At 21.6% G+C, this 16361-nt stretch carries 16 protein-coding genes; 4 read left to right on the forward strand and 12 right to left on the reverse strand.

Going from position 1 to position 16361, the window contains the following annotated elements; all coding sequences use genetic code 11:
- The first annotated feature begins 94 nt into the window (after nucleotides 1-94).
- Nucleotides 95-2110: an NAD-dependent DNA ligase LigA gene (ligA, locus tag M8044_RS00230; protein WP_273585064.1), complete on the forward strand. Its 2016-nt coding sequence runs from the start codon at nucleotides 95-97 to the stop codon at nucleotides 2108-2110.
- Nucleotides 2111-2130: 20 nt separating this feature from the next.
- Entirely contained in the window at nucleotides 2131-2475 is a 345-nt protein-coding gene (acpS, locus tag M8044_RS00235; RefSeq protein ID WP_273585065.1) for a holo-ACP synthase, read from the forward strand.
- A gap of 28 nt (nucleotides 2476-2503) precedes the next feature.
- Here acpS and M8044_RS00240 read toward each other — a convergent pair whose 3' ends face one another.
- On the reverse strand, nucleotides 2504-3241 hold the full coding sequence (locus M8044_RS00240; protein ID WP_273585066.1) for a hypothetical protein: 738 nt from the start codon (nucleotides 3239-3241) through the stop codon (nucleotides 2504-2506).
- 614 nt (nucleotides 3242-3855) lie between these two features.
- Here M8044_RS00240 and M8044_RS00245 point away from each other — a divergent pair.
- Together M8044_RS00245 and M8044_RS00250 are read left to right on the forward strand one after the other, a co-directional pair.
- On the forward strand, nucleotides 3856-4374 hold the full coding sequence (locus tag M8044_RS00245) for a DJ-1/PfpI family protein (RefSeq protein WP_273585067.1): 519 nt from the start codon (nucleotides 3856-3858) through the stop codon (nucleotides 4372-4374).
- Nucleotides 4375-4918: 544 nt separating this feature from the next.
- The gene (locus M8044_RS00250; RefSeq protein ID WP_273585068.1) at nucleotides 4919-5968 is read left to right on the forward strand and encodes a GNAT family N-acetyltransferase; all 1050 of its coding nucleotides are present in this window, start codon (nucleotides 4919-4921) and stop codon (nucleotides 5966-5968) included.
- 6 nt (nucleotides 5969-5974) lie between these two features.
- Here M8044_RS00250 and citX read toward each other — a convergent pair whose 3' ends face one another.
- The 11 genes from citX to M8044_RS00305 all read right to left on the reverse strand — a co-directional run bounded on the left by citX (nucleotide 5975) and on the right by M8044_RS00305 (nucleotide 16192).
- A complete protein-coding gene (gene citX / locus M8044_RS00255; RefSeq protein ID WP_273585069.1) occupies nucleotides 5975-6517 on the reverse strand; it encodes a citrate lyase holo-[acyl-carrier protein] synthase in 543 nt (180 codons plus the stop codon).
- Between the two features lie 31 nt (nucleotides 6518-6548).
- Complete coding sequence (gene citF, locus M8044_RS00260; protein ID WP_273585070.1) at nucleotides 6549-8084, reverse strand: citrate lyase subunit alpha; 1536 nt, start codon at nucleotides 8082-8084, stop codon at nucleotides 6549-6551.
- A gap of 57 nt (nucleotides 8085-8141) precedes the next feature.
- Nucleotides 8142-9026 carry an aldolase/citrate lyase family protein gene (locus M8044_RS00265; RefSeq protein ID WP_273585072.1) on the reverse strand — a complete coding sequence of 295 codons (885 nt, stop codon included), beginning with the start codon at nucleotides 9024-9026 and terminating at the stop codon, nucleotides 8142-8144.
- Nucleotides 9027-9045: 19 nt separating this feature from the next.
- A complete protein-coding gene (gene citD, locus M8044_RS00270) occupies nucleotides 9046-9354 on the reverse strand; it encodes a citrate lyase acyl carrier protein (RefSeq protein WP_273585073.1) in 309 nt (102 codons plus the stop codon).
- Complete coding sequence (locus M8044_RS00275) at nucleotides 9347-10009, reverse strand: bifunctional 4-hydroxy-2-oxoglutarate aldolase/2-dehydro-3-deoxy-phosphogluconate aldolase (RefSeq protein ID WP_273585074.1); 663 nt, start codon at nucleotides 10007-10009, stop codon at nucleotides 9347-9349. The genes citD and M8044_RS00275 overlap by 8 nt, the downstream gene beginning before the upstream one ends.
- 133 nt (nucleotides 10010-10142) lie before the next feature.
- Entirely contained in the window at nucleotides 10143-11033 is an 891-nt protein-coding gene (locus M8044_RS00280; protein ID WP_273585075.1) for a triphosphoribosyl-dephospho-CoA synthase, read from the reverse strand.
- Between the two features lie 22 nt (nucleotides 11034-11055).
- Nucleotides 11056-12510, reverse strand: coding sequence for a 2-hydroxycarboxylate transporter family protein (locus M8044_RS00285; RefSeq protein WP_273585076.1), 1455 nt, complete (start codon nucleotides 12508-12510; stop codon nucleotides 11056-11058).
- A 499-nt stretch (nucleotides 12511-13009) separates the two neighbouring features.
- Complete coding sequence (locus M8044_RS00290) at nucleotides 13010-13312, reverse strand: thioredoxin family protein (protein ID WP_273585077.1); 303 nt, start codon at nucleotides 13310-13312, stop codon at nucleotides 13010-13012.
- A gap of 106 nt (nucleotides 13313-13418) precedes the next feature.
- Entirely contained in the window at nucleotides 13419-14354 is a 936-nt protein-coding gene (locus tag M8044_RS00295; RefSeq protein ID WP_273585078.1) for an HD domain-containing protein, read from the reverse strand.
- Between the two features lie 37 nt (nucleotides 14355-14391).
- Nucleotides 14392-15276, reverse strand: coding sequence for a CCA tRNA nucleotidyltransferase (locus tag M8044_RS00300; RefSeq protein ID WP_273585079.1), 885 nt, complete (start codon nucleotides 15274-15276; stop codon nucleotides 14392-14394).
- A gap of 34 nt (nucleotides 15277-15310) precedes the next feature.
- Nucleotides 15311-16192, reverse strand: a complete 882-nt coding sequence (locus tag M8044_RS00305; RefSeq protein WP_273585080.1) for a DegV family protein — start codon at nucleotides 16190-16192, stop codon at nucleotides 15311-15313.
- Between the last annotated feature and the right edge of the window lie 169 nt (nucleotides 16193-16361).

Genomic DNA, 16361 nt, shown 5'->3' on the forward strand with positions numbered 1-16361 from the left:
TTTATTATATATAATGAAAGAATATTTTTTGTTCATTTTGTAAATTATTCAAAATTAATTATATGTTATAACATTAAATAAAAAGGTTATAAAAATGACATTTGAAATAAAAAATAAAATTAGAACTTTAACAGATAAAATTTGTAAAGCTAATTACGAATATTATCAATTAAACGAAACAGAATTAACAGATTCTCAATATGATGCGTTATTGCAAGAATTGATTTTATTAGAAAAAGAATATCCTGAATATAAATTGTCTTATAGTCCTACTTTTAAAGTAGGTGGCTTTTTGAGTTCTAAATTTGATAAAGTATCGCATGATGTACCAATGTTATCTTTAAATAATGTTTTTGATTTTAAAGAATTAAAACTTTTTTGTGATCGTTTATCAAAACAACAAATTCCTTTTTGTTTTAATTTAGAACTTAAAATAGACGGAGTCGCTATTAGTTTAAAATATAAGAAAGGTATTTTATTTCAAGCTTTAACAAGAGGGAATGGTTATGTTGGCGAATTAATAACCGATAACATAAAAACTATTAAAGATATTCCTTTAAAATTACCAGAATCAATAGATTTAGAAGTAAGAGGGGAGATTTTTTTTGATCATGATTCGTTTGAACAGTTAAATAAAGAACAAAAATATCAAAACAAATTTTTATTTTCTAATCCTCGTAATGCAGCTTCAGGAACTTTAAGACAATTAAATTCTGCAATAGTATCTAATAGGAAATTATCATCTTTTATTTATTCTATCATTAATCCCCCTTCTTTTATTAGAACACAATATGAAGTTTTAATGTTTTTAAAAAAAATGGGTTTTTCTGTAAATACTTATTTTAATGTTGTTTATTCTTTTGATGAATTAAAAGAAAAAATTAATTATTACGAGAAACTTAAAAATAATTTACCTTATGATATAGATGGAGTTGTTATTAAAGTTAACGAATTAAATTTACATAATTTAATAGGTAATACAAGTAAATATCCTAAATGGGCTATTGCTTATAAGTTTAATTCTTTGAAAGGCGAAACTGTAGTAAAAAATATTAATTTTCAAATTGGAAGAACAGGTGTTTTAACTCCTATTGCTGATATTCAGCCTATTATTTTAGATGGTAGTTTATTATCTAAAATATCACTTCATAATTATGATTATATCCAAAGAAAAGATATTCGTATTAATGATTTTGTTTTAGTCCATAAATCAGGCTCTATTATTCCAGAAATTTTAGAAGTTGTAAAATACAAAAGAACTAACCAAATACCTTTTCAAATGTTGAGTAATTGTCCTTTTTGCGGAGAAGTTTTAACTAAAAAAGAAAATGAAGTAGATTATTTTTGTTTAAATAATTATTGCGAAGAAAAGCAAATAAAAAAAATTATTCATTTTGTCTCTCGGGAAGCTATGGATATTAATGCTTTAGGTAAAAAAACTTTAGTTACTTTTTTTCAAAAAGGGATAATTAAAAAAATTTCTGATTTATATTTTTTAAAAGATAAGTATCCTCAATTGAAACAATTGTTTGGTTTTAAAGATAAAAAAATAACTAATATTTTAAATTCTATAGAACAAAGTAAGACTCAATCTTTTTATAGAATTTTATTTGCTTTAGGCATTGATCATGTAGGTATACAAATATCTAAATTATTAAGTAATAAATTTCAAAATGTTCATAATTTACAAAAAGTTACTTTTGAAGAATTAATGAAAATCCCTGAAATAGGTCCAGAAATTTCAATTAGTATATGTCAATATTTTCAAAATAAGAAAAATATTGAAGAAATTAATTTATTACAATCTAAGGGAATTGTTTTTGGTTCTTCAGTACAAAATTCTGAAATTATTCAATCTAATAAAAATATATTACAAAATAAAAAAATAGTTTGTACAGGGATTTTAAATAATTATTCAAGAAAAGATATAACTACTCTTTTAGAAAAATATGGCGCTTTTGTTTCTAAAAGTATTTCTTCTAAAACTGATTATTTGATTGTGGGTAAAGAAAATAGTGATTCTAAATTAGAAAAAGCGCGTTTATTAAAAATTAAGATAATAGATGAAAAAGAATTGAATTTTATTATAAATTCAATTAACGAGTCTTAAAATTAATAAGGATGCAAAAAATGAAAAATATTGGCATTGATTTGGTTGAAATGCAAGAAATTGAAAAAATAGGCGTAGACAAAATAGCTGATAGAATTTTATCTGATGCAGAATATTTTATATATAAAGATATTAGTCATTTAAAAAGAAAAATAAGTTTTTTAGCGGGCAGATGGGCCGCTAAAGAAGCTATTTTTAAAGCTTATCAAAAAGGTAATTTAAAAAATAATTATTGTGATTGGTCTATTTTAAATGATTCTATTTCAGGATTCCCTTATGTTATTCATTCTTATTTGTCTGCTCAAATTATGATTTCTATTTCTCATAGCACAAATTATGCTTTAGCTTTTGTTATTTTGTTATAATTCGGATTGTTTTAAAAAAAAAAGAGTTTTATAAACTCTTTTTTAACAAAAATTTTTTATTTTCAATTTTTTGGCAAAAATTATTTTTATTTTTCTTTTTAAAAAATATATAAATTAATATATAAAAAATTAAATTAAAAATTAATATAATAATTTGCCATTTTTTTATTTTTTTTTGCTCATTAAATAAAGTAATAATTTTATCATCATTATTATTTGGCATTTGTTGTTTTTCTGCTGTATCTTTTTGAAATATTTCTATAAAAAAATTTTTTAATTTAATTTTTAAGTTTTGGCATTTTTCAAAAATATCTTGATAATAATGTATTACATACTCATATTGATTATTTGCATTTACTCTATTATGCATATTGTTACCGCTGTCCCCAACGTTATCATTTACTTCTTGTAATTTTGATTTGGCTTTTTCTAACAAATAAATTATTGTGTTTTTTTGTGTTGTATTTCCTATTTCATTATTTATTTCTTTTTTTAAATTTATTGCTTTTTCTGTATCATAGAAAAAATCATTGGTTTTATCTATCATTTTATTGATTTCTACAAATTCTTTTTCTGCTATTTCTTTATGAACTAAAGCTTTATATTTTTTGATATTAGTTATACTTTTTTTATAACTTTGAAGAGAATTTTGTAATAAAGTATAAATTTGTTCTAAAAGGATTTCATTTGTTGCTGTTTGAAATTCTTTTTCTGCTGCTTTAAATTGACCTATAGCTGTATTTGGATCTTTTTCATTTTCTATCATTTTGATTTCTTCTGTTAATAAAAAATTTTTATTAAAAGAATCATCAACTTTCTTTTTTATTGATTTAGCCGTATTTAATTCTTTTTCGGCATCTTGTTTTATTTTTAAAATCTGTTCTCTTATTGAATTAATTTTTTCTTCTTCTTGAATTTGGATTCCTTTAATGGTGCTAAAAAAACTAATTAAGAATAAATATATAAAATAATATATAATTAAAAATAAATAATATTTATTTTTTGGAAAATACTTTGTTTTTAATGATTTAATTTTTTATTCATTCTCTTTTCTATTATTTTTATTTTATTTTTATTTTATTTTTATTTTATTTTTATTTTATTTTTATTTTATTTTATTTTTATTTTCAAAAGATAAAAGTTAAAAAGGATATTTATATATTCGATAAATAAAAAATATCCAAATAATTATATCATATTTTCCGTAATTTTTATTTTATAAAAATAAAAAAGATATTAATAAAAACGAAATTATAAAATTTTATTATATGCGAAGTTTATTATAAATAATGATAAAATAAATTTAGATAATTTAAATGAAGGTTAATTTTTTCTATTATTTTTTTGTTTTTAATCAAATACTATAAAGAGGTTGTTTTTATGAAAAAAGGATTAATGTTTTTATCTGATGATTTTGAGGATTGCGAAGCTTTAGCTACAAGATCATTTTTAAGAAAAAATTTTTTAGATGTCAAAACTTTTACTTCTAATGTTTCTTTAAAAGTTTTATCTTCTCAAGGGCTTATGGTAATGTCAGATTTATATATTGACGAAATTAAATTATCTGAATATGATTTTTTAATTATTCCAGGTGGCCCATATGTAAAAAGAATGTTAGATGATAATGATTTAAATTTAAATAAACTTTTTAAAATTATAAAATATTTTGCAGAAAATAAAAAAATTATTGGCGCTATTTGTGCTGCTCCTGCTTTTTTAGGTAAATTAAATTTATTAGAGAATCATAATTTTATTTGTTATCCTGGTTATGACAAATACATAAAAGGAAATTATTGTCCTTTAGAAAGAGCTATTACTAGCGATATTTTTATTACTTCTCGCTCTCCAGAAACAGTTTTTGATTTTGTAAATCATTTATTAAATAAAATTAAAAAATAAAATATTTTAGATTTTTATAAAGATGCTTAAATTGAATTTAATAACATAAAAAAGACTAGTTGAAAAAACTTCACCATCTCTAGTCTTTTTTATAATCATTTTTTATATTTTTTGATTTAATAATTCAATTTTTAATATTATATTGTTTTTTTTGAATGATAATTTAATGGATGGCGCTTACGAAGAAGTAATTGTAAATATTTTTAATAAATCAATATTCATAATTCATTCAAATACTTAACAAAATATTCGAAGTTTAAACTAATGAATTTAGATAAATTTTTTAGATTAGATTGATTAGTTAGAATTTATAATTTTCAAAAAATTAACCTAAAAATTTATTAATTCCATAAAATATTCTATAAAAATTTTATTTTTTATAGGAATATGACTTTTTTAAATTTAATATTTGATTTAAACTTTATATAAATGAAATATTAAAATTCAAAATGAACATTTTATTTTAATATTTATTAGATTATTAAATTAAATATTAAATTTAAAATATTTAAAACAAAGAAAGAAGGGTATATATAAGTTTATTATGTTTTTATCAATACCTAAAATTATTTATCCTAATGATAATAAAGAAATTATTACTAAAATAGAAAAACTTTTATGCGAAGAAAATTTAAAAAATGATTTTATAGAAGAATACGCTATTATTTTATCTGATGAAGATGAATTAATTGCTGCAATTGGTCGTTATTTAAATAATTTACGTTGTTTAGTGATAAAAAAAGAATATCGAAATTACAATTTAGCTAATATTTTAATAGATTTTATGATTAAAAGAATTTATAAAAATCATTTTAAAGAAATTTTTGTTTTTACTAAACCTATTAATTTCAAAATTTTTCAAAATTTAGGTTTTCGGATGATATATAATAATGATGAATTTGGTTTTTTAACAAATAGATTCGATCTTTTCGATAAATATTTAAAATATTTATCGAATCAAAAAGAAGATAAAGAAAATAGCAGTGTTATAGTTATGAATTGTAATCCTTTTACCAAAGGACATGAATATTTAATAAAAAAAGCTTGCGAAAATAGTTCTTTTGTTTATGTTATTATGGTTAGCGAAGAAGGTTCATTATTTACATACAAAGAACGTTTAGATATGATTAAATTAGCTACTCAAAATTTTTCGAATGTTAAAATTTTAGAAGGAAGCAATTATTTAGTATCGAAAAATATTTTCCCTTCTTATTTTTTACCTTCCAAAGAAGAAGTTGTTAAGCAACAAATAATTTTAGATACATTTATTTTTGTTAATTATATAGCTCCTGCCTTAAATATAAAAAAAAGATTTGTAGGCGAAGAACCTTTTTCAAATACTACTAATTTATATAATCAAATTATGTCAGAAGTATTTAAAACAAAAGAAATAGAATTAATTATAATTCCAAGAAAAAAGTATCAAGACAAAAGTATTTCAGCAACTCAAGTAAGAAAATTATTTATTCAAGGTAATTTTGAAGAAATATCTCAATTAGTACCAATATCTAGTTTGAATTATTTAAAAAAATTAAATTATTTAAAATATAAAGAAAACAAAGAATTATTAAAATTAATCGAAAAAAAACATTAATTTTTATTAAATTTGACTTTTATTGGACAAAAATTTTTTCATTTTCGTTTCGATAAAATTTAATAAATCTTTTAAATTATGGTTTTTTTCAATAGCACAAATTTTAGCTGCTTTATCGCATAAAAAACATTTTCTTGGAATTTTTTGTAAAAATTCTCTTTTTATATATTTATGTTCTGTATTAATTATGTCAATATCTACAAATATTAAAAAAGGTTTTTTTTGTTCTAATTCAATTAATTTCTCTTTTACAAATTTTAATAAATTTTCATCTCTAGTATTTAACATTATATTCAAATAAATACCTGCATAATCTTTCAAAAACATTTGATTTTGATTTAAACGTATAATTTTTAAATTTTTAAAAAAAGGTATTAATAATTTATTAATTATTTTTTTAAAAAAAATATCATATAAAGGTTTATTTTTATTTTGGCCTGGAATATTTAAAGTTATATTTATTAAACCTTTTTGATATTTTTTTAAAATTTCTTTTTGCTTTAGATATCTTTTCTCTCTAGAATTTAAAATATTTTTTTTTAAATTCATATTATTTTTTGATTGAATATATATAATAATTTTATAAAATGAATGGTTTTACTTTATAAATAACATCTGTTAAAGTTTTATCACGATATTCAACTAAAGCAACAATTTTGTTTTTATCATAATCTATTGGTTCAGGTTCACCTGTAATTTTATATGCTAAATCACGTAAATATTCTATACTTGTCAAAGGAACTTGAGCATCAGTCAAAATTTTAATTAAATCTTTTCTTAAAGGATTCACAGCTATACCTATATCGGTAATTACAATATCAATTGTATTACCTGGTGTTACTATTGTATTAACTTTATTTGTTATAGAAGGAATTCTTCCTCTTATTAATGGGATAGCCACTATAGAAATATCACTACCAAAAGCCACATCAGAATGACCTCCTGAAGCTCCCCTTATATAACCATCAGAACCAGTTAAAACATTACAATTAAAATTAATATCTATCTCTAAAGCACTTAATATTCCGAAATTTAACTTATTAACAGCACAACCTTTAATAAAAGGATTTGCATAAAAAGAAGCAGATATTTCTAAATGTTTTTCATAATTTTCTCTGATAGATTTGATAGCGCCTAAGTCAAAAGATTGAACATCTAATAATTTATCCACCAATCCTTGTTTTAAAAATTCAACTTCGGATTGAACAATACCACCTAGAAAAAAAGAAGCTTTAATATTTTTTTTCAACATTTCTTCTTTCAACATCATTAAGGATGCTTGTGAAGCGCCACCTGTTCCAGTTTGAAAAGAAAAACCATTTTCGAAATAAGGAGTGTTTTTGATTACTTTAATAATATTGTTAGCTATTTTAATTTCTTTTGGATTAAAAACATTATGAATTTCTCCTGATGCAATTTTAGAAGAATCACCAATATGATCCACTTTTACAACAAAATCGACATAGATTTGAGGAATAGAAATAGGACTGTTTGGGTAAGAAACTAAATTATCCGTTATAATAATTACTTTATTAGCATATTGTGCATCAACTAAAGCGTAACCTAAAGAACCAACAGAAGAAAGACCTTTTTGATTACTACCATTAGCATTACCCATTTCATCGCTGCTAGAAGCCGCTAAAAAAGCTATATCAATTTTAGAATCTCTATTTGCAATAGCTCTTGCTCTTCCTCCATGAGAACGTATAATCACTGGTTTTTTCAAAATTCCTTCTGAAACTAAATCTCCTAATTTGCCTCTGAAACCTGATCCTTCTAAACCAGTAACTATTCCTTTTTGGATATATTCAACAAAACATTCGTGGGATCTAGTAAAAGAAGAAGCAGACACAGTCAAATCTTTTATATTTAATTTATCAATGATTTTCATAACTTGTTCAACTGTTTGATCTCCGTGTCTAAAATGATGATGAAAAGAAATAGTCATACCATTTTTTAAACCACTTTTTATAATCGCTTCTTCTAAAGAAGAAATTATTTTAGTTTTTTTTATTCTGCCTGACAAAGATTTATTTTCTTGAGAAGCCAAATTTTTATATTCTAAATTATAATTTTTTTTAATTTTATTTAAAACTTCATTATCTATATTTTTCATAATTTCATTTTAACCTTTATTTATATTTTTGTATTTTTCTTTTTTTAATAATATTAATTAAATTAAAGGGTTTTTTATATTTGCTCTCATTAAAATATTTTCTGCATGTTGTATAACAGGTTTATCTATCATTTGTCCTTCTATAGAAAATACACCTTTATTAGATTGTTGGTGTTCTTTGTATGCATGTAAAATTTTTAAAGATTCAGATATTTCTTTTTTATTAGGGGTAAAAATATTATTAATAATAGGTAATTGATTAGGATGAATAGCTGATTTACCATTAAACCCTAATTCTTTTGCAAATTGAGTTTCTTGGATTAAGCCTTTTAAATCCTGAATATTGCTATAAATACAATCAAAAGCATCAATATTAGCGGCTCTAGCAGCATGAACAATCATTTGGCGAGCAAATAATAATTCATGTCTTGAATTTGTTTTTACAGCTTGTAAATTTAATAAATAATCAACCCCACCTAAAGCGATTCCAACAACTCTTTTGGATGAAGTCGCTATTTCATAAGCGTTTAAAATACCTTTTGCACTTTCTAATGCGCAAAATAATTTAATTTCTTCTTTTCTATTAAATTGTTTTTCTAATTTTTCTATATCGCTTATAATTTTTAAAACATCTTCTTTGGTTTCAATTTTAGGCAAACGTAATATATTTGTTTTAGATTCCGATACCATAACTTTTAAATCTTCTTCGTAAAATATTGTATCAAAATGATTAATTCTGACAGCCACTTCGATATTGTATTGATTATAATTAAAAAAATTAATCATATTTTTAGTTAATTCTCTAGCAGAATCTTTTTCTTCAACGCTGATAGAATCTTCTAAATCAAACATTACAGTATCAATTTCATAAGAAATAACATCTTTAAATAAAGAAGGAGTATTACCCGGAACAAATAACATAGTTTTTCTATTTTTTTTCATTTTGCCCATTCTCTCTTTATTAAATTTTTTTATTATTTTCTTTTTTTTTCATTCTATCTAAAGCTGTAACAATTCTAGATTTTATAACTTCATCAATTGCGCCTTGATCTTGGATTATTAAATTACAAGATGAAATTTTTCTTTCTTCAAGAATATCTAAAGATAATTTTTTTATTCTTTTTCCAAATTGACGAATAAAAGGAGATTCTATTGAAATATTTATTTTATTTTCTTTATTAGGTTCAATAGTCACTAAACAATCACTTGATGCTAAAGATCCACAAAATACTATTTGATCAGAATTAATATTTTCATAATTATTATTCATTTAAAGATTTACCTCTTTTTTGAATTATTTTATTAATAATTTGTACATATTTAGATGCTAAATTAGATATTATTTTTTCATCTACTATATCAGAAATACCACCTAAAATACCAGTAATACCTACAGCTAAAACACCAGAATCAAAATAATTTTCAATATTATTTAAATTAATTCCTCCAGTTGCTAATATTTTAAAATTAGGAAAAGGATTTTTTATTAATTTTAAAGTTTCTGGTTTTAAAGAAACAGCAGGGTAAAATTTAAATATTTGCGCTCCACTTTGAGTAACGTGATACATTTCGTTAACAGTCATAACCCCTGGTATGTATAAAATATCATTATCTAAAGACCATTTTAAAATTTCTTCGCTATAAACAGGGGATACTAAATATTTAGCTCCTTTTTCTATAGATATTTTTGCTTCTTCTAAAGTTAAAACAGTACCTGCACCGATATAAGCTTTAGGATATTTTTTACTACTTTCTTGGATTAATTCATAAGCGTTAGGCACAGTTAAAGTTATTTCTGCAAAAAGAAAACCATTTTCCAATGTATTCTTTAATACTTTTTGAGCATCTTCATAAGTTTTAGTTCTTACAATAACACTTAGAGGATTTAAACTTAATTGTTTTATATGTTTTTTAATATTTTCCATTCTAAAACGACCTTTTTTATATTTGTAAAATTAAAAATTCAAAAAAATATTAAAAAAAGTAATAATTTTGATCACTTTTTAAAAAATGCTTATATAAATTTAAAAATTTTTGTTTTTTTATAAAAGAGGATGTTTATTTCTTTGAATTATAAAAATAAAATAAAAATAAAGTTATGACAGAAAGATCGGCACATCCTCCAGGCGATATATTTTCTTTTTTGTAAAAATCATTGTGTTTTATGATTTTTTTTAAAAATAATTCAAAATTTATGTTTTCTAAAACATCAATTAATTTTCGAAAATTTTCTTTTATTTCTTGATTTTTTTTATAACCTATTTTAGAAATTAAAGTAGTATCATTAATTTCTTTTAAATAAAAAATTAACAAACATAAATATAATTCATTTTTTTTTAAATTCGGATATTTATCGCAACATTTTTTTAAAAAAGGTAAACCTTTAACGAAAATGTTGTGATATCCTGATAAAGCTTCTCCACGAGCTCCTAATATACCGTATTTTTGGAAGATTTGTTCACCTTTAGTTTTGTTTTTGAAAAATAAAAAATCATTTTCTAAAGGTTTTGTAAATTTTTTGATTTTATCACTCCAACAAGAAAAATCAATATTATTAATTAAACTATAAAAAGTTATATAAAAAACTATACCAAAAGAAAAAATTAATCCTTTGTGAGTATTTATATTATTAGTAGCACAAAACATTCTTTTTTCTTGTTTAATGCCTAATTGTCTTAATTTATTAAAGTTTAGTTCTTTCGAATTGATACATAAATCACTTATTTCTTCGAAATAATCATAAAAAGTATCTTTAGAACTTAAAAAAGTTTTGATATTCATATCCAAATGACAACCAGAATCTCGAAAAGAAACAAGTCCTAAAGATGGATAACATAACAATTCTGTTTCTATTGAATTGATTGCTATATTTATTAAAAAATGTTTTAGTTTGTTTTTGTCAAACAAATCAATTCGAGATTTATTTTTTGAATCAATTGAATATTTCATAATATTTAATATTTTTTAATTTTTAGACTAAATGATAAAAAATAGGGAAAATAATACTAGTAACAATAACAACAATATCTCCGCCTATACGAGTAGATATTTGAGCAAAAGGCATTAATTGTTTTGAATCAGAAGCTTCTAAAATAGCTAGATTACCAGCACCACCGATACTATTAGCACAAAGTCCGGCAGAAATAGAAGATTGAACTGGATAATAACCTATTTTATTACCTATAAAAGCAGCAGCTGAAGCTGTAGAAATAACGCAACATAAACAAGTAATTATAAAAGGTAAGTCTTTGCATTTATTTACGAATGCATTAAAGTTAAGTCCTATACCAACTATAATTAAAATAGCGTCTGAAAAATGAGTTGTTACAAATTTAGAAGCTTGATTAACTCTTTCAACATAATAAGAAGGAATTAAATCAGACAATTTTAATAAGAAAATAACTAATACTAAAAAAACAATAATTGGCGGAACTAAATTAGATGCATTTTTTAATACACTTTGTAATAAAATGACAGTTGAATATCTTAATAAGGAACTTAAAACGTATAAAGCAAAAACAATTACGAAACCAGTTTTTATTTTATCATAACTAATATTGTCGTCTTCTTTAGATTCTGTTTTTTTTATGTTAGTATTTTTATTTTCAGACAATATTTCTTTTTCAAGTTGTCCTGTAGGCGAATTATATTTACTGTTTCTAAAAAAAGATTTAATCAATCCACTTACAATAACACTCATAATCCCCCCCACTATTAAAGAAGGCATAATAATTGATGAAAATTTTGTTTCTAAATCGGCACTACCTTGACTCATTATTTTCGTAAGAGGAATTATTCCGCATGTGATTCCTCCACAAGAAATAGGAATAAAAATAAAACAAATAGCATTTAAAAATGAACGATCTGGGCTAATTCCAGATATACCTACATCTTTTATTGGTTTCAAGAAAAAACCTATGGTCCCAACTATTAAAGAGGATATAAATAAAGAAATAAGAACTAATGGTAAAAATTTTTGAATAGCATTTTTTAAAACATTTTTATTAATGCTTAAAAGACTGCCAGTAACTAAAAAAGCAACAAAAAATTCAGAAAAACCCATTAAAGAAGCACTATTAACAAAATTTTTATTATCTTTAAATATTTTTGTAAATTGAGCCCATTCGTTAGATTTTATTATTGCATTGCTAAAAATAAATGAAGGAACAAGCAAACATAAAATAGCTCCGCCTCCTATATTTCTTAGGATAGGAGTGTTATTTCCTATTGCTTTTAATACACCACTTAAAAGCATTGAAAATAATAATATAAATATCATTTTATGCCATATTTCCGGATTGAAGTCTGTTAATTTTCTTTCTTTAAAAGCTAAATAAGTTGTGATACAAAATATAAATAAAATACCAAAAATTATATGAATAGGTAAACCTAAAACACTTATTTTTTTATTTTTATTATCTTTCATAATAAAGTTCTATAATAACTCATCTTTCTCAAATTTTTTTCCATATTAAATTGAATTCAATAACATTTATTTAGTTTCATTTATTAATTTGAACTCCATTTATTATTATATTAAATGTGTAAAAATATGTTATATTTTGTTACAAGTAAATTTTATTTTTATCAAATTTATTATTTTATAAAATTAATTTTTATAAGAAAATTATTATTTTTTTTAAATAATTTATTTTTTATTACATAGAAAAATATTTATATAAAAATTTTTCATGATAATTAAATATCAAAAAATAAAAAAATTCGAAAAAATAAAAATAATTTTAAATGTGCACATCCTAGTTAATTTTAACATTATTTATATTAAAAATAAATTTATAAAAAAAGTAATTTATTTTTGTTAAAAAATTTTAAAATTGTTTTTTTTATAATTCTGAAATATTTTTTATTATTTATTAATTTTTATTTTAATAATGTAGTTTTTTAAAAAAGTATCAAAAAATAAATTACTTAACAAAAGATATTAATTCTTCTTTTGAACAATAACCTATTTTTCTTTTGATTTCTTTCCCATCTCTAAATAAAATTAAAGTAGGAAAACTTTTAATATTATATTGATTCATATAATCAGGATATAAATCGCCATCTAGTTTGATTAATTTTATGTTTGGATTTTCTTTAGAAAAAACTTCTAAAATTGGCATTAATTTTTGACAAGGTCCACACCAAGAGGCAAAGAAATCAATTAAAATTGTTTTGTTTTGATTAATTATAAAGTCTAAATCTATATTTGTTTTATTTTTGTACATTGTAAATTTGATAAAACCTTTCTTTATACATTTTGGAAAAAAGCAATAATTTTTGATTATTTTTATTATATTTTTTGGAATAATCGAAATTATTTTATGACTAAGATTACAAATCAGGATTATAAAAAGATTTACCATCTATAACAGATAAATTTTCGGTAAATTCCCCTTTTTTAGTTTGTTCTATTTTTTCATTCAAAGTGTGAAATTTAGAATCTATATCATCTAAATACCATAATAAAAGAGCTTCTCCAGTTTTAGGTTCTTTTGATGAACCATATTTTAACAAACCATGGTGAGAAATTAACAAATGTTTTAAAAGCAAAACTTCTTCTGTATTTTGTAATCCTAATAAAAGAGCTTCTGCATGAATATTATTAACTCCTAAAATCAAATGTCCTAATAAAATTCCTTCTTTTGTATAACTTTTAGATAAAAAATTAAATTCTAATATTTTAGCCATATCATGTAAAATGATACCACAAGTTAAGAGATCTTTATTCAAAAAAGGATATATTTCAGTATAATGTTTAGATATTTTTAACATATTGAGAGTATGATATCCTAAACCTCCATAGAAATCATGATGCATTTTACAAGCTGCTGGCGAAATTAAAAAAAATATTTTATTTTTGGAATATAAACTATGAGTTATTTTTTTTAAAACAGGATTTTTAACATTAGATAAAAAAATAGTTATTTGTTCATTCAACATTTCAAATGAAATAGGTGAACATTTGAAAAAATGATTATAATAATAATATATTTGTTTTAAATCTAAAATTTCTTCTATTATATTAAATTTTATACATGTTAAAAATTTTTTTTCTTTTTTGGTTTTATATTCTGTTTCAAATAAGTATATTTTTTCTTTTTTTGGTATTTCAAAAGAAGAATCTAATTTAATATTAATATTAAAATTTTCTTTTAATAAAAGATCAACATTAAAAAAATTTTCCCCTTTATTAATACTAGTTATTTTTCCTACAAAAGAAATTTTTTCATTTATTTGTTTATCTTTTAAAAATAAAGTTTGATTCATATTTTGTTACCTCTTTTTGTAAGAATATAATTTTAATTCATATAAAATAATTAATTTTTTTATTGTCGTGGTACAATAACATTAATTTTTGAAATCTTTTTTTTTCTTCTTCACTGAAAACAAAAGAATTTATTATGTTAGGATTCAAAATAAAAGACAAATCTAAAAAAGATTCTGGATTTATTGTTTTAATTTTTTTTTCAATTACAAAAAGAATTCCTTCTTTAAATTCTTTTAAAAAAGAAATAGCGTTAGTCTCTTTTAAAGATAAAAAAGCTTTTTGAAAAAACTTTTGTTTTGTTATTTTTTTTAATTCTCTAATAATCTCATGAGGTTTTATATTAGTTATTAAAAAAATATTATTTTTTAAAGTTTTTTTAGTTTCTTTTTCTATTTCGAAATTAGTTTTAGCTTGAAGACTAAAAATACGCATCATTCTCAAAGCGTCTTCTGTTAATTTTGTGTAAGGATCTCCGATAGTTTTTATTTGTTTTTGTTTTAGGTCGTCTAAACCCTTTAAATAATCGATGATTTCGTTTTTTTCATTCATTAGAAAACTATTAATAGTAAAATCACGCCTTTTTAAATCTTTTTTAATATCTTTGATAAATTCAATATAAGAAGGGTTTCTGTGATTTAAATAAGGACCTTCTTTTCTATAAGTAGTGACTTCGAATTTTTCTTTTTCAAAAATAATTTCAAACGAACCATATTTTATATTTTTCTTTTTACAAAATAAAAATTGCTTTATTTCTTCATAATGAGCATTAGTAGTTATATCTATATCTTCTATAGGTTTTTGTAAAATTATATCTCTTACTGTTCCGCCTACAATAAAAGCTTCAAATCCTTTTTGTTTTATTTTTTTTAATATTTTTTGTGCTTTTTGGATTTTGATTTTTTCTTGATTATAATTTTTCATCAAAAAAATTATACCTTTTTAATTCATTTTTGTATTAAGGTTTCAAAATTATTATTCCAACTCCTAAAGCATTATCTCCTATATGAGCACCAATAGAAGGAGTCGAAGGTATTTCTATAATATTCTTTAAATTAAATTCTTTTTCTAAAAGTGTTTTAAATTTTTCTTTAAAAGGAGTATAACCAGCAGTTAAAAGATGAATTAAAAATTTTTTATTAGCCGTATATTTTTTAATTTTATCTAAAATAGAAGCAAAAACTTTATCTATAGTTATTCTTTTTTCAATTAAAACAATTTCGCCTTTATCATTCACTTGTAAAATAGGTTTAATTCTTAACAATCTGCCTAAAAAACCCTTTGTTTTACTTAAACGGCCATTTCTAATTAGTTGCTTTAAAGTGCCTACTATAAAAAAAATAGTATTATTTTTTTTTATAAAATCTAAATGTTGGGTCACTTCTTCTATAGAAGCTCCTCGATCGAATAAACGCCTTGCTTCTAAAGCAAAATATCCTTCAGAAAAACAAACAGTATTAGTGTTGTAAACAATTATGTTTATTTTATCTTTTAATTGTTTTTGTACTTGGCAAATAGTATTATAACTACCACTTAATTTTTTAGAAAGAGTTGTTACAAAAGCCGTTTGATAACCTTTTTTTGCTATATCATTAAAATAACAAACTAATTCACCAATAGGAGGTTGAGATGTTTTAATATCTAAATTATTTTTTTTACTTAAAATATTATAAAAATCTTTAGTTTTTATAGTTTTGCCATCAATATATTCTTTTTTATTTATATAAATTCTAATTCTAACTAGATCAATATCTCCGATATCATAAAAACAATGATCTAAGCAACTGGTAGATGTTGAAACTACTTTTATATTTTTATTTTTTTTATTTATTTTATTCATTTATTATTTGATCTTTATTTTTGATTATATATAAATTATCATTAATATTTTGATATAATCAAATATTTTTATTTTATGTAAATATCTATTATTATAACAAATTTAAATTAATAATATTTAATTTTTGATTTGAGAGCGGATATATAGGATGTTTGTTTGATTATAAATT

Source organism: Columbia Basin potato purple top phytoplasma (assembly GCF_028595955.1).
In the GTDB taxonomy this organism is placed as follows: domain Bacteria; phylum Bacillota_I; class Bacilli_A; order Acholeplasmatales; family Acholeplasmataceae; genus Phytoplasma.

Excerpts from the sequence above, each read along its gene's own strand:
- M8044_RS00240 (WP_273585066.1), bottom strand. The coding sequence starts at position 3,241 with ATGATAGAAAATGAAAAAGATCCAAATACAGCTATAGGTCAATTTAAA.
- M8044_RS00290 (WP_273585077.1), bottom strand. The coding sequence starts at position 13,312 with ATGTACAAAAATAAAACAAATATAGATTTAGACTTTATAATTAATCAA.
- M8044_RS00285 (WP_273585076.1), bottom strand. The coding sequence starts at position 12,510 with ATGAAAGATAATAAAAATAAAAAAATAAGTGTTTTAGGTTTACCTATT.
- M8044_RS00300 (WP_273585079.1), bottom strand. The coding sequence starts at position 15,276 with ATGAAAAATTATAATCAAGAAAAAATCAAAATCCAAAAAGCACAAAAA.
- M8044_RS00295 (WP_273585078.1), bottom strand. The coding sequence starts at position 14,354 with ATGAATCAAACTTTATTTTTAAAAGATAAACAAATAAATGAAAAAATT.
- citF (WP_273585070.1), bottom strand. The coding sequence starts at position 8,084 with ATGAAAAATATAGATAATGAAGTTTTAAATAAAATTAAAAAAAATTAT.
- M8044_RS00265 (WP_273585072.1), bottom strand. The coding sequence starts at position 9,026 with ATGAAAAAAAATAGAAAAACTATGTTATTTGTTCCGGGTAATACTCCT.
- M8044_RS00275 (WP_273585074.1), bottom strand. The coding sequence starts at position 10,009 with ATGGAAAATATTAAAAAACATATAAAACAATTAAGTTTAAATCCTCTA.
- M8044_RS00250 (WP_273585068.1), top strand. The coding sequence starts at position 4,919 with ATGTTTTTATCAATACCTAAAATTATTTATCCTAATGATAATAAAGAA.
- acpS (WP_273585065.1), top strand. The coding sequence starts at position 2,131 with ATGAAAAATATTGGCATTGATTTGGTTGAAATGCAAGAAATTGAAAAA.
- M8044_RS00305 (WP_273585080.1), bottom strand. The coding sequence starts at position 16,192 with ATGAATAAAATAAATAAAAAAAATAAAAATATAAAAGTAGTTTCAACA.
- citX (WP_273585069.1), bottom strand. The coding sequence starts at position 6,517 with ATGAATTTAAAAAAAAATATTTTAAATTCTAGAGAGAAAAGATATCTA.
- ligA (WP_273585064.1), top strand. The coding sequence starts at position 95 with ATGACATTTGAAATAAAAAATAAAATTAGAACTTTAACAGATAAAATT.
- M8044_RS00280 (WP_273585075.1), bottom strand. The coding sequence starts at position 11,033 with ATGAAATATTCAATTGATTCAAAAAATAAATCTCGAATTGATTTGTTT.
- M8044_RS00245 (WP_273585067.1), top strand. The coding sequence starts at position 3,856 with ATGAAAAAAGGATTAATGTTTTTATCTGATGATTTTGAGGATTGCGAA.
- citD (WP_273585073.1), bottom strand. The coding sequence starts at position 9,354 with ATGAATAATAATTATGAAAATATTAATTCTGATCAAATAGTATTTTGT.